Source organism: Methanobacterium alkalithermotolerans, assembly GCF_018141185.1.
Taxonomy (GTDB): domain Archaea; phylum Methanobacteriota; class Methanobacteria; order Methanobacteriales; family Methanobacteriaceae; genus Methanobacterium_F; species Methanobacterium_F alkalithermotolerans.
Genome location: NZ_CP058560.1, coordinates 901,653 through 915,653 on the forward strand (window position 1 = coordinate 901,653; position 14,001 = coordinate 915,653).

The 14,001-nt window shown below is 36.4% G+C and carries 16 protein-coding genes; 5 read left to right on the plus strand and 11 right to left on the minus strand.

Annotated features, from left to right (window positions below; genetic code table 11):
- Positions 1–80: 80 nt before the first annotated feature.
- The 11 genes from sucC to HYG87_RS04385 form a co-directional block, all read right to left on the minus strand.
- Complete coding sequence (gene sucC / locus HYG87_RS04335) at positions 81–1,184, minus strand: ADP-forming succinate--CoA ligase subunit beta (protein WP_211533996.1); 1,104 nt, start codon at positions 1,182–1,184, stop codon at positions 81–83.
- A gap of 60 nt (positions 1,185–1,244) precedes the next feature.
- Positions 1,245–1,793 carry a 2-oxoacid:ferredoxin oxidoreductase subunit gamma gene (locus HYG87_RS04340; protein WP_211533997.1) on the minus strand — a complete coding sequence of 183 codons (549 nt, stop codon included), beginning with the start codon at positions 1,791–1,793 and terminating at the stop codon, positions 1,245–1,247.
- Position 1,794: 1 nt separating this feature from the next.
- Entirely contained in the window at positions 1,795–2,658 is an 864-nt protein-coding gene (locus tag HYG87_RS04345) for a 2-oxoacid:ferredoxin oxidoreductase subunit beta (protein ID WP_211533998.1), read from the minus strand.
- A gap of 34 nt (positions 2,659–2,692) precedes the next feature.
- Positions 2,693–3,817: a 2-oxoacid:acceptor oxidoreductase subunit alpha gene (locus HYG87_RS04350; RefSeq protein ID WP_211533999.1), complete on the minus strand. Its 1,125-nt coding sequence runs from the start codon at positions 3,815–3,817 to the stop codon at positions 2,693–2,695.
- A complete protein-coding gene (locus HYG87_RS04355; RefSeq protein WP_211534000.1) occupies positions 3,810–4,016 on the minus strand; it encodes a 4Fe-4S dicluster domain-containing protein in 207 nt (68 codons plus the stop codon). Before HYG87_RS04355 ends, HYG87_RS04350 begins: the two co-directional genes overlap by 8 nt.
- 271 nt (positions 4,017–4,287) lie before the next feature.
- Positions 4,288–4,680 carry a dihydroneopterin aldolase family protein gene (locus HYG87_RS04360; RefSeq protein WP_211534001.1) on the minus strand — a complete coding sequence of 131 codons (393 nt, stop codon included), beginning with the start codon at positions 4,678–4,680 and terminating at the stop codon, positions 4,288–4,290.
- 40 nt (positions 4,681–4,720) lie between these two features.
- Positions 4,721–5,440, minus strand: a complete 720-nt coding sequence (locus tag HYG87_RS04365; RefSeq protein WP_211534002.1) for a class E sortase — start codon at positions 5,438–5,440, stop codon at positions 4,721–4,723.
- Between the two features lie 86 nt (positions 5,441–5,526).
- A complete protein-coding gene (locus HYG87_RS04370) occupies positions 5,527–6,444 on the minus strand; it encodes a hypothetical protein (RefSeq protein WP_211534003.1) in 918 nt (305 codons plus the stop codon).
- Positions 6,445–6,500: 56 nt separating this feature from the next.
- On the minus strand, positions 6,501–7,901 hold the full coding sequence (locus HYG87_RS04375) for a DUF515 domain-containing protein (RefSeq protein ID WP_211534004.1): 1,401 nt from the start codon (positions 7,899–7,901) through the stop codon (positions 6,501–6,503).
- Positions 7,891–8,619 (minus strand): archaetidylserine synthase, encoded by a 729-nt coding sequence (locus HYG87_RS04380; protein ID WP_249164890.1) that lies wholly within the window; start codon positions 8,617–8,619, stop codon positions 7,891–7,893. Before HYG87_RS04380 ends, HYG87_RS04375 begins: the two co-directional genes overlap by 11 nt.
- 175 nt (positions 8,620–8,794) lie before the next feature.
- On the minus strand, positions 8,795–9,454 hold the full coding sequence (locus tag HYG87_RS04385) for an archaetidylserine decarboxylase (protein WP_211534005.1): 660 nt from the start codon (positions 9,452–9,454) through the stop codon (positions 8,795–8,797).
- A gap of 583 nt (positions 9,455–10,037) precedes the next feature.
- Here HYG87_RS04385 and HYG87_RS04390 point away from each other — a divergent pair.
- The 5 genes from HYG87_RS04390 (at position 10,038) to HYG87_RS04410 (ending at position 13,977) form a co-directional block, all read left to right on the plus strand.
- On the plus strand, positions 10,038–10,667 hold the full coding sequence (locus HYG87_RS04390) for a hypothetical protein (RefSeq protein ID WP_211534006.1): 630 nt from the start codon (positions 10,038–10,040) through the stop codon (positions 10,665–10,667).
- Position 10,668: 1 nt separating this feature from the next.
- On the plus strand, positions 10,669–11,742 hold the full coding sequence (locus HYG87_RS04395) for a rod shape-determining protein (RefSeq protein WP_211534007.1): 1,074 nt from the start codon (positions 10,669–10,671) through the stop codon (positions 11,740–11,742).
- 113 nt (positions 11,743–11,855) lie between these two features.
- The gene (rnhB, locus tag HYG87_RS04400) at positions 11,856–12,482 is read left to right on the plus strand and encodes a ribonuclease HII (RefSeq protein ID WP_211534008.1); all 627 of its coding nucleotides are present in this window, start codon (positions 11,856–11,858) and stop codon (positions 12,480–12,482) included.
- A 195-nt stretch (positions 12,483–12,677) separates the two neighbouring features.
- On the plus strand, positions 12,678–13,517 hold the full coding sequence (locus HYG87_RS04405; RefSeq protein WP_211534009.1) for a MotA/TolQ/ExbB proton channel family protein: 840 nt from the start codon (positions 12,678–12,680) through the stop codon (positions 13,515–13,517).
- Positions 13,518–13,581: 64 nt separating this feature from the next.
- The gene (locus HYG87_RS04410) at positions 13,582–13,977 is read left to right on the plus strand and encodes an ExbD/TolR family protein (RefSeq protein WP_211534010.1); all 396 of its coding nucleotides are present in this window, start codon (positions 13,582–13,584) and stop codon (positions 13,975–13,977) included.
- Positions 13,978–14,001: the final 24 nt, after the last annotated feature.

The window sequence follows — 14,001 nt, forward strand, 5'->3', positions numbered from 1 at the left end:
TACCTGGTAAATTATTAAAATTAAAATTTAAGGCTGTTTCCTGTAAAAATAAAAATAAGAAAAAATTTCTTTAAAACTAGTTAAAGGGATTTACAGATCTCTACTGCTTTTTTAGCAGCATCTTCCATAGATGTCTCATAAGAAACACCTGCATCAGAAAGCAACCTTTGCCCCTCTTCTTCATTAGTGCCGGTAAGGCGTATAACCAGAGGAACATTCTTTGGAGTATCCTTAAGAGCATTTATTACACCCCTGGCAACATCATCTGCCCGGGTGATACCTCCCAATACATTTAGGAATATTACTTTCACTGGAGTATGAGCTAAAACCAGATTAAGTGCTTTTTTAATAATTTCTGGTGAGGCGCCTCCCCCAATATCTAAAAAGGTTGCAGGTTCTCCTCCATTAAGTTTAATCATATCCATTCCGGTGAGGGTCAACCCTGCCCCATTGCCAATAACAGCAATATCTCCCTCTAATTTAACAAAGGCAAATTCTTCAGATTCAAACTCTTCTAAATCCTTTAATTCAGGGAGTCTGTAAATAGAATCATCATCCAGATCTAGTTTGGCATCTGCTGCCAAAACACCTTCGGGAGTGACTACCAGCGGATTTATCTCTGCCAGATGGGCATCATATTTTTGGAATACCTGAAATAATTTCCAGATAATTGCACCCACAGAAGAAATAAGCTCACTACCCACCCCCATTTTACGGGAAATTTCCCGGGCCTGGTATGGTAAAAATTCCTCCAGAGGATTTATATAATATTTTATGATTTTTTCAGGGTTATTAATTGCAAGATCCTCAATATCAACCCCTCCTTCTCCACTAGCCATAATCAATGGTTTTCGGGAAGAACGATCCATGGCTATGCTTAAGTAAAATTCTTTTTGAATTTCAGCTTTTTGTTCCACTAAAACCATGTTTACTGCTTCGCCTTTTATCTGGGTTTTGAGTAATTCCCGGGTAATTTCTTCAGCTTTTTGAGGATTATCTGAGAATTTTATTCCCCCAGCTTTACCTCTACCTCCCACCAGGACCTGAGATTTTATAGCCACTGCTTTTTCCATTTTTGCAGCAATTATCTGGGCTTCTTTCCCACTTCGGGCTACTTCACCCGGCGGTATGGGTATGCCTTCTTTTTGAAAAATTTTTTTAGCACTATATTCATAAAGTTTCATATTAACCCCCTATCCTCATTTATAACATACAATATCTCTTGAGAAGTAAATTGAAGTTATTTAATCAAAAATGGCCATACCTGCTTCAAAAGCTGCCAGGTTTTTATCTTCAGTACCGGGTGGCACACTATCTTTGATTGCATTTCTTGCTGCTTCCTCAGATATTATATTTGTTGCACGGGCAATGGCACCTATCATGACAATGTTGGCTACTATTTTAAGGCCGATTTTATCTTCAGCAGTGCGGGTTACCGGGGCCTTGAAATAATTGATATCGTGTTTCTGGATAAAGGGCATTATATCTTCTTCTATGATCATATCCGGATCAGCAATTAAAATTCCGCCATCTTTCAGGTCATCCAGGTATGCCATTAAAGCAGGATGAGACATTGCCACCAGTATATCTGGCTTTTGAACTTTGGGGTAGTCAATTTCCTCAGAACTTATAACCACTTCTGCCCGGGAAGCACCCCCCCTTGCTTCAGGCCCATAAGATTGAGTCTGCACGGCATATATCTGGTCATATAAAGAAGCAGCTTTACCAATAACTATTCCTGCCAGGATAATACCCTGGCCTCCAAATCCTGCGATTCTTATTTCCTTGCGCAATTTAATCCCCCATGTATGCAGATTTAATAGATTTGAACCTATCTCCACTTTTGTTTTCAATGAGGTCATATAATTCCTGTGAATATTCCGCCTGGTTTTTATTAACAAATTCTCCTACAATTAATTTTCCAGCCAGTTCCTCAGGATTCATTTTATCAGCTTTCCTTTTATTTATGCTATTATCTTTCATCCATCTGAGCATTTCCAGAGGAGACTTCATCTTATTTTTACGTCCATAATAGGTATGACACTGGGAAACCGCTTCAACAAATGAAAATCCTTTATTATTCAATGCATTTTTAATAGCATTTGCCAGTTGAAGTGGCTGAGCTGTGGTCCATCTAGCTACATATGTAGCTCCTGAAGCTGAAACAAGTTCAGCAAGATCAAAAGGCTTTTCAAAGGCACCATAAGGAGCTGTACTTGCATAACTTCCCAGGGGTGAGGTGGGACTTATTTGTCCTCCGGTCATTCCATAGATACTGTTGTTAATACAAATCACGGTGAGGTCAATATTTCTTCTGGCGGCATGAATAAGATGATTACCTCCAATAGCAGCCGCGTCGCCATCACCAGTGAATACTACCACATCCATATTCGGATTTCCTAATTTAATGCCTGTTGCAAAAGAAATAGGCCTTCCATGAGTAGTGTGTAATGAATCGCATTTGACATATCCTGGTATTCTAGATGAACATCCAATACCTGATGCCATATTTATATTATTTAAATCCATTTGAGCCATTTCCATGCCTTTAAAAAAGGCATTTAATACGGTTCCATTACCACAACCAGCACAGAAAATATTGGGAAGCCTATCCTTTCTAAGATATTTCATGAAAGGACTTTCATTGGTTTCTTCCATTGTTTAAACTCCTTAATTATATTATATGAAAAATTTAGACTGATTTAATTTTAGATAATATTTCAGCAGGTTTGTGTATCTCCCCGCCAATTTTAGGATGTAGATAAACCTGAGATTGTCCAGCAGCAACTCTCTGTACTTCATAAAACATTTGACCTAGATTCATCTCTACTACTATAAGTTTACTTGCAGATTCTGCTGCTTTTTGAATCTGTTTTTCAGGGAAAGGCCACGGAGTATCTATTTTAATGTATCCTGCTTTAATACCCTCCTCCCTGGCATTTTTTACTGCAGTAGTAACTGATCGGGAAGGGGCCCCATAAGATATCAGGATTATATCTGCATCTTCACAAAATTCCTGTTTTACTCGGGTTATATTATCTCTATTTTTTAATATTTTATCACATAGTCGATTAACCAGTTTAGAGTGTTGTTCTGGTCTAGATGCATCAGGATATCCCTGATCATCGTGAGTAAGTCCAGTTACATGTAAATTATAGCCTTCTCCAAATGGCGGCATTTCAGGAGTATCTGTGGGATCGGCCTTAAATGGTAGAAAATCTCCTGGAGATTTAGATGGCATTTTACGACTAATTAAATCAGTTTCTTCTCCTATGGATATTTTTTCCCTCATATGTCCCACTATCTCATCTCCCAGAACTATAACCGGTACCCTGTACTTTTCTGATAAATTAAATGCCTCCACAGTAAAGTCAAAACATTCCTGGACAGAAGATGGTGATAGGGCTATTATTTCATAGTCTCCATGAGATCCCCACCGGGCCTGCATCATATCGCTTTGAGAAGCCATGGTGGGCTGTCCTGTTGATGGAGAGCCTCTCTGAATATCAGCTATTACTAAAGGGGTTTCAGTCATAGCAGCATAACCAATATGTTCCTGCATTAAAGATAGTCCCGGGCCGGAAGTGGCGGTCATTCCTTTAACCCCCGTCCACACCGCTCCAATAACTGATCCCAATGCTGCGATTTCGTCTTCCATCTGAATAAAGGATCCTCCTTCTTTAGGAAGAAGTACAGCCATGCTTTCTGCTATTTCAGTTGAAGGTGTAATGGGGTATCCTCCAAAAAACATACACCCTGCTTTTATGGCTCCATGGGCACATGCTTCATTGCCCTGAATGAAATATTCATTATTCATCGTCTTCCTCCACCTTTATAGCTTGATCAGGACACATCAAAGCACATAAATTACATTTAGAACATTCATCCTGATTTTTTGGTATGGGGATGTGCACTCCCTTCTTATCCAAAGTTTTAGATTGCTCATATACCTTTTTAGGACAGAATTCCATGCAAATATTGCATCCCTTACATAGATTAGGGTCTAGTTTTATCATGCTAATTCGTCTCATTTTTTTTATTAGATTTAAAAATAGTTTAGATTTATTTATTATAAATAATTAATCATTATAATTATGCTCAAATATCATGTTTTAACTTTAGTTTCCAAGGATTTTTTTGAAAATTCTTAAAAAATTAGAGTATATAATAATTAGATTGATTTGGGGATTTAAATAATTTTTTTATTAGAAATTCAACTTAAAGAATATTATCGCAATCTAATAAAATCCTTTGATTAAGGAGATGGCAACCTATAAAAAATTAATATTATTCTTCCTTTATGCTCTCCACATACATTAAGGGATAATTCAGATCAGGGATAAAATTCATTCTAATTACCGCCCTGGTTTTTTTAAAATCACAATGGAGTTCCACGTCCAGCATATCTCCTGTGAGGGAAGTATATTCAAATTCCGTATCTAATTCAGCTAATATATGAGGATTAATCCGGACTTTAATCTTCTTGACTCCTGGCTGTAATTTAATACTTTCTTCAATGGCTTTTTGAAGAGAATCCGCACTTTTCAAACTTACCGGAGTTCCTATGAATTGGTGGAAAAGTGCACCCATGCTTATGGCCCCCTCAAATATAGCCCTCTCCCGGGAAGATAGATTGCTGAAATATTTTTCATTTACTTTATCTTTATCATTGATATCCATAAAAACACCTTTATTAAATGAAATCAGGAGTTAGATTACATTAAATACCAAATAAATTATTTATATCAGATAACTTTCCAGTAATAAAATCAGGAGGAATAGGGAAGAGATAGGCCAGTGTTAAAAATAGTGTTAAGGCGATTACCACAAATAATACTATTTTTTTATCCTCATTTACCGGGTAAAAGTAAGTCAGTGCCAGTCCACCAATTAAAAACCCCGCGATCATTAAGATTGCATAATAGTTCTCAGGATTATCCTGAGTAAATGTTTCATTTAAGGGTGTTAAACTAACTAAGTCTGTTTCAACTATCAAACGTTCCCGGGCAGAGCCTATAGGATGACAAGTAATTAAAAATAATTTTTCACCCTGTTCCACTGATATTCGGTAGGAAGCCGGGACAATAAAGGTATTGTTAACCCTATATTCACCTTTTCCCACCCCCGGCCATTCCAGGAAAACAGAATCACCTGCTTTTAATCCATCCAATTTAAAAAAAGGTGATCCATACATGGTACGATGTCCAAAAAGAATAACAGTTCCATTTCCAGGTTTCATGGATTGAGGTTCATGATATACACCATAGGAAACAGATTTATTATTAATATTTTGAGTAACATCAATAGAGGGCATTACCACAACCGCAGTGGTGGTATTGTTTTCCATTACAATTTGGGATGCATAAAAACTTACATCAATTAAAAAATAAAGGGATATGATCAACATTCCCACTACAATAAAAAAGGTAGAGATTCGCATAGGTTATTTACTCATTAATTCTTCTGAAATATAAATATTTTTAAATTTTAAAAAAAGGATCAAGGGGTTAAAATAAAAACCCCGGTTTAATGGCGCATAAACTTAGCGTAAACTACACCGGCACCAGCTACTAATGCACCTACTATAAATAATCCATAGGGAACACCAGTATCTCTGGTAGGAACTGAAGTAGTATTTTCCTGAGCACCTGCTGTTGGAATAGAACTGGAACGCCCCTGGGTGGCGCTGGATGAGCTTCTACCCATTGGCCATTCATAGACGTAGTTGAATACTCGAGAAGCACCTGGTTCCATTACTACATCCCAGGAAGCAATTTGAGTATCAACCGCAAGTTCGTCATCTAAGAATGTCACCCGTGGATTACTGTGTGTTAATTTAGAGTCAACAGGGACAATAGGTGCTCTTACTATACCGGATACCCTGGTGGAGTCCACATTGGTTAGGCGGAAGCTGAAGTTTCCTTTCCACCGTAATATATCCAGATTAGGATTTAAAATTTCCAGTTCATTAGGAACAAACCAGGAAGCCATAAGGCCAGGTTCTGGTACCAGTGGCCAGTATACACCATCATCGGAATCCGCCCTTATAATATACGAGGGTATTTGTCCCATTTGTCCCACAGCAGATAGCTTGAAACAAACAGATTTAGTTTCCCCGGGCTGAATCTTCCAACCATAATCTCCTCCCAATTCAGGATATCGAGATTTGACCATTTTTACTGCAGCAGGGCTGGTCCAGTCAATAACCCAGAGTATGGTATTGTTTTCTGCTTCAGCCAGACTACCCTGATATGCCTGACTTATTTTAAAGTATTGCACATGATCATTGTTATTTTTAATTGTTACCAATATTTCCGCGGATAAATCCGAAAATTTATAGCTGGTAGCCTCTGGATTTTCCACTACCCAAACTTCTGATCCCCAGGACATTCCGGCAAAAGCCAGTATCAATATTAAAACGATGCAAATTTTATCCACTTTCATTTTAAGTCCCCCTTTTTGAATTAGAGTATAAAAATAATAAAGTGGTTGAGGGGTAATCAACCATATATGGTTCTTAATTCATTAATCATCCAATTTGGAGCTTGCTGAGTAGGAACTGTTAGAATTATGCTGTCCATATTCTGTATTAAGAATAAAACATTTTCTCTAGGTACTTCCAGCAAGAGTAAGTACTGTGCATCCAGTTCACCAAGATTGGATGTTCTCTCAAAGTCAGATAACTTGATTCCATAGTTTTGGAGTAAAGCCCTTGTTTCAGCTTCATTAAATCCTCCTGATGCAGCTGCCCTTAATAGTTGTTCCACATCAGCAGAAGATGTTTGTTCTCGTTGGCTTTGGGAAATCAGTTCATTAACTGAAAAACTCTGGCCACGGGTCACCCTGGCATCAATAGTTCCACTGTCTTTAGCCCTTAATATTGCCAGAACAGTAGCTCCACTAATTTGAGGAGTTGAACTTTCAGGTGTCTGAGTTGTTTGAGCTGGTTGTGCTTCTTCTCCCTCTTCTGTTTCATTTTGTTCAGGTTGTGCTTGTTGTTCCTGCTCCGGAGAAACCCTCAGATAAACATCCACCATATTACCCACACTAATTAGGCCCCCTGCCGCCTGTAATCGAGATATAATTATGGGTACTGCCACGGTATCCGGGGTTTGAATTTCCATATTAGCCAGAACAGTAGCATCTGCCTGGGAAATAAATCTTTGGGCATCACTGGCCTTCATGATTACATTTTTCTGAGAACCAGAAGTATCCTGTTCAGGTGCAGACGGATCAGTGGAATAAACAATCATTACCCTGTCAAAAGGATCTTTTTTGCTATTGAGTTGCTGGTTTTGATATGTTCGCCAGGAATTAGTAGCCGGGCCAATCACATCCACCGACAGTACCTGCTCAGGAGTTACTCCTGCATCAATATCAGCTAGAAGAGCCTGTTTTTCAGGGTCTACAGCTAATGGACCTTTAAAATAGGCATTAATTTCATTTAATTTGGTTGCCTTAGCATCCTGCAACGTTTCTTGATAAGGAGCATAAACAAGGAAATAATAACCAGAAGCTACCAGTATTATCAAAATCAGACCGAAAACCGCCGCACCAATAATCGTCCTTTGATCATCATCATCGCCAGGCAATTTTCTTCCGAAAGGACCCCCACCAGAAGCAGCTTTGGCCCCTATAGGCTTTTTAGCTTTATCTTTAGGTTTAAGCCTGATTTTTTCATCGCCCTTAGGCTTGATTCTAGGTTTAGGCATTGGTCGAGCTTTCTTAACTGGACCCCTCGAAGGTTTTTCTTCACTCTTATTCGCTTTTCCAGATATCTTACCAACCAGATCTTGGATTTTGCCTCCCACGTCAGACGATTCTTTCTCGCCGTTTTTCCTCAGATCTGGAGGAGAATCTTTATTGTTTTTCTTTTTACTACCTTTCAACTTATCTAACATGTGGACCACTTCTTAGATTCGTGAATAAGGCCAAAATGGGCATAAATATTATGAAAGTCATGGTTAGGATGAATAAAATCATGGCCGGGATATTCATCAAACTTATTTGAATGTTTTGAGGCAATGAAACTGTCAGTATTAATATTAAAGACAGTCCTGCAGTTTTAATGCTTCTTATTTTAGGATACTCTAGGGTACTAATCATTAATAAGGACACGATAGTCATTATCAGGAGAGCTATGTCCTCCCTAAACATACCGGTAAGATAAAATGATGCCAGCACCACAGCAGTAATAGGTATGGGCAATCCCACAAATTTATCTTGTGGAGTTCCAATTTGTGAAATGACATTGAACCTTGAAAGCCTCAATATACCACATATTACTATTAAGAGACTTACTAATATATTAATGTATCGTATATCATATGATAAAGTGGCTGAATACAAAAAGATTCCCGGCGCAACACCAAAGGATATAACATCACATAATGAATCCATATTTTTTCCAAATCCTAATTTATCATCCCTATTTATTTTTCGTGCCACCCATCCATCAATAGAATCAAAAATTACTGCAATTAATATTAATTGAGCAGAAATTATTAAATAACCGTCCATGGCCATTATAATAGCCATAAATCCGAATACAGCATTAAAAATGGAGAAAAGGTCTGGAAGAGAAAAGTAATCTTTTATTCGCATAGTTTCTAGACTCATTATTAGACTCCCTGGTAATTAAATTGTAACTAAAGACTAATATAAATATTATAGGAATATTCTGTAATTAGAGTTACCTACTACTGAAATAATGCCCCAAAAATAAAGATAGTCGTATATTATTAAATCATCCTATTAATTTAATATAAAAATCTGATTAAAAAAAGCTTAAATATCACTTTAAAGAGGCCATAACTGTTTCTCCAGCCTTGGGTTTATCTCCTACTTCTACCATTACCTTAAATTTTTCATAGGGTACTATTAAATCAACACGGGATCCAAACCGGATCATGCCTAAACGACTCCCTATATTTACCTCATCCCCCACCTGAACATATTGGACAATCCTGCGAGCAACAAAACCGGCTATCTGAATAACCCCTATTTTCCCATATTCAGACTCAATAACAATCAGATTTTTTTCATTTTCGGTCTTCACATTACCAAAGGCCACCTTGAATTTTCCCGGGCAATATTTAGTTTTAACCACCTGGCCTGATACAGGAGCACGATTAACATGAACATCAAAAGGAGACATGAAGGTGCTAATTAGAATTCCTTTTTCGTTTTTTTCCAGAACATACTCCATTAAAGGGTAATCATAATCCACCTGTTCTATACGATCAATTTTGCCCTTTAAAATTCTGCCATCTGCTGCTGCCACCACAATTCCTTTATCCATTGGGGAATTTCTATTTGGATCTCTAAAAAATTGCATTAAAAATGCTATAAAAGAAAAAAGAAGAAAACTTATTATAAAATAACCAAAAAGGAATGGTAAAAGTGCTAGGGTAAATAGTATACTTGCTTTTTTGAAAGTTCCTTTGACGAACATGTGCACACCTGGTGATTAAGAGAATATTAATGAAGTAATTTTTTTAATTAAATTTATAGATTATTTAAGTAGATAATGATTATTTTCTATTAGCACCTTGCGATTGATAATAGCATATAAAGTATATAATCAGTTATGTGCATTACCGCCTATTTAATTTCCCTTGAAATTAGTATGATATATAATAATAGATAAATTAATTATATATTTCAGCATTGCCTTGAAATTTATTAATATAGATAAAAATAGATTTAATAAATCTTATTATAATTACGTTTTTTATATTTTAAAATAAATAAGGGCATTATAACTAGATATAAAGACCTGAGAGGAAATATATGAAATTTTATTTTAATAGGTGTGGGAACATATTAATTAATGAAAAGTTTATATTAGCACATATAATATATAATCCAGAATCAATTAAATATTTGGTTGATAATTAATGGAAAAAAGAAAAATGGTTAGTTGGGATTACATATAAACATCTATAAATTAATATTTTATAAAATGTTTTTTAAAGTAATTTAAAATGAGTATTTTTTTAAATTTATAACTATTACCCTCCTGCGAAGTGGTATTAATGATAGAAAGTAAAATAAAAGTTCTTAGAAAGGCAGCACAAGTATCTACTGCCCAGGATTCAGATAAAATATGGTGCGTTATTGCCGGTAATGAAGAAATGGTTAATAATGTAGCATATGCCGCAATATCTGCTAAAGAACGAGTTAAAATAGTTTTTCGAGAGCATGTTAATTTAAAAGAGTCATTTGTTCGAAAAAAATTTGATTTTATCATGTTACATGGCGACAGCAACATTATAAGAGAATTGAGTTTGATTTGTAAAGAAAATGGTGGAGCTTATCTAAAAATAGCCCCATATTACGTTAAAAATGAATCAAATCTAATATTGCTGGTGGCACCAGATAATGCTATAAAAAAATTTGCAGGAGATGCTGAAAAAGATAATATTAAATTTTCATTTATACTGGAAGATAAAACGACTGGTTTTATAGAAACTGATGTTTCCATAACCAATCACCTTCCTAAGCTACTGCGTGATGTGATAGATCCCTTATTCAAACTGACAGATATGGTTCTGTCAACCATACTCATCTCAACTGATGAGCAGTACATTAAACAGATAAAAAAAGTTGCTAATTCTAACCAGATATTCGTTGTAGAGTTCAAAGAAATTATTGAGGAGGAGTAATATGTTCTCATTTGGAAAAAAGAAGAATAATGAAGAAGTAAGAAAAAAATCGCTTAATGATACTTTAGGAATTGATTTAGGTACTTTAAACACCGTGGTGGCCAAGCCATCAGGGGATAAATTTGATTTATATAAAATTCCATCAGTAGTAGCCGTGAAAAAAGAAGACCCGTCCTATGTTCTGGCTGTAGGTGAAGAAGCAAAGATGATGCTGGGCAGAACTCCAGAAGACATAGTGGCCGTAAGACCACTACGAAAAGGAGTTATTGAGAGCGTAGCTCAGGCAGAAGCCTTGCTGGTCTATTCAATTGAACTGGGATCAGGAGAAGACAACACAAGTATTGACCGTATAGTAATTGGAATACCCGGAGATGCTTCTGAAGTAGAAAGAAATGCTGTAGAAGAAATTGGTAGAAAAGCTGGAGCCAGTTATGTACTGGTAATCAGTGAAGGACTTTCAGCTGCTATTGGTGCAGGTTTACCTATTGCAGAAGCTACCGGAACTATGGTTATTGATATTGGGGCCGGTTCCAGTGATATAGTTGTAATTTCACTAGGGGGAATCACCGACATAGAAACCATCCGCTGGGGTGGAGACGATATTGATGACAATATCGTGGACCAGGTAAAGGAAAAGTATGAAGTGGAGATAGGTATTCACGAAGCAGAAAAAGCCAAAATAGGGGTGGGAATGGTACATTCCAATATAGATATGGAACTGGATAAAACTACAGTTATAGGAAAGTGCATGAAAACCAATAAGCCTAAGGAAGTAGAGATTGACTCCAATATGGTGGCAAATGCTGCAGAGCCAATAGTAGTAAAAATTGTTGAAGCATTAGCGGTAGTCCTTGAAAGACTATCCCCTGAATTAATATCCGGAGTATACCAAAAAACGGTGGTTGTAGGTGGAACTTCACAATTAAAAGGCCTTAAAGAAAGGATTTATGAAGAAGTGGGAATTCCAGTAGAAATATCTGATGACCCTATGACAGTAGTGGCTAAAGGAGCAGCCATTGTAGCTGCAGAACCCCGTGCATTAGAACCTGAAGTGCGATTGAAAGCCATGAAATAATTCCTTTTCTAAATTTTTTATTTTTTTTATTTAAGTTTTTTTTATTATTATTGAAGATTAAATTAAAATTTTAAAATCCTGCTATAATTAAAGAAATAATTTGAGATACTAACATGAAAATATTAGGCATTGATGAAGCCGGGCGTGGACCAGTTATAGGTCCTTTAGTAGTCTGTGGAGTTCTAGTTTCTGAAGATCAGTTGGAACTTATGGAAAAAATGGGCATTAAAGATTCCAAAAAAGTAGCTCCAAAAAAAAGAAATCTCCTGGCCCGTAAGATAAAAAAAATTGCAGAGTGCTTTGTGGTAAAAATTTCTGCCAGGGATATTGATAATATGCGGGCAAAGGACATAAACCTCAATGAGATTGAAAAAATTGCCATGATGAAGATTATAAAAGAATCCCAGGCACAGTCAGTGATTATTGATTCAGTAGATGTAAATCCTTCCAGATTATGTAGTGAAATTAGTGAAGTATTAGGCCCGGAGATTGACATTAAGGCAGAACATGGGGCAGACGATAATTATGTGGTGGTAGCAGCTGCCTCAATTGTGGCCAAGGTGGAAAGGGATATGGAAATAGAGAAATTAAGTCGCCAATATAGAAAATTAGGCAACCTAGGATCTGGGTATCCCAGTGACCCCCGTACCAAAGCCTTTTTAAAAAATTTTAAATACGACAATATGCCGGAATTTGTACGTAAGTCCTGGGCAACTGTAAAGAAAATGAAGGACAATTAAAAAATTGTAAAAATTAGAAGATTAATAAGGACCCCCTTAATTTTATGAACTTATGTTTATCTAAAAACACATTCTATGAAAGTATTTAAATAGAGACCTCTAATCAAATGTTAGGAGCAGATAAGTTTATAAGATAATAACCCAATATGATTTGAATTAAATTAAATACAATTTCTAATAATAAAAGATGATAAAATGATTCTGGATTTTTTTACCAATACACTGGGAACTATCCTGGAAATGTTTAAAAGTGGAGGCATAATCACCTACCTCATTGCTATAGTAGGTATATATGGTGTATTTACCTCACTGGAAAAAATTGTTTATTTAAAAAAAATATCAAGAGTAAATACTGCTCAGATAATTGGAACCGTTAATGATTCTATGGAAAAAGGAGGGTCACTTGAGGCACTAAGAGCCATCGGCCAATTCCAGAACCCTATATCCAAGATTATTTCTGAAGCCCTTAAAATTGGATACCGGAATAAGGGTGAAGTGGAAGATGCTATGGAAAGGGTATTCATCGTGGAAATGGGTAGGATGACCAAGGGCATGGAAACCCTGAAAACCATTATTGAAATAGCTCCCCTGATGGGTTTGATTGGTACAGTTATTGGTATGTTTTATACCTTCCGGGAAATTGGAATGAGTGCCGAACCTGCTGCCCTGGCTGAAGGGATTTACATCGCATTAATAACCACCATTATGGGTTTAAGTGTAGCCATTGTACTGGTACCCTTCTATTCATATATAAAAAGCCATATTGATAAAGAAATGGACAGCATTGAACTTGCCAAAAAAATGACTAACTGGAGCTATGCTGTAATGAAAATAAAGGTGGATGCAGATCTTGAAGAGGCTATAGAGGCCTTACAGGTATCAGAAGGGATTGTTAATGTAAAAAAGATAAATGATCCTGAGGCTAATATCTGGGTGGCCTTCAAACCCAGTATGCTGGAAAAGAGTATTAACAATATCATACTGGAAAAATGCAATACTAATGCCGAAATTGTGATGAGTAAACTCAAGCAGTAAAACATCCACTATCCCGGCATTAAAATAGAAACTTTCCTAAAATAAATAAAAAAGGGTTTTTTACATGACTATGGATATACAAAAATACCGTAATCAACTAAACAGTAGTAGCCCTAAATTTAATATGGTTCCTTTCATTGACATTCTTTTTACCATATTAATCTTTTTAGTGGTTACCAGTACATTTCAGGTTGCGGATCAATCAGCGGCAGTTACCGGTAAACCAGAAATAGATGAAAATGCAGGTCCATCTGAATATTATTTAATACCGGTGGCGGGTTTAAGAGAAGTACTAGTTAATGGGGAAGATATGTCCCGTTTTATTAGAAATAGTGCGATTGCAGTGCATACCCGGGTGATTGATGAAGGTGAGCTTATTATAAAACCCAAGGAGGGTAAAATAATAATTACATCCCCACCAGACCTGCCTACAAATAAAGCAGTTAAATCTCCAGAATAGTTTAAAAAAATAATTCCCGGAAAA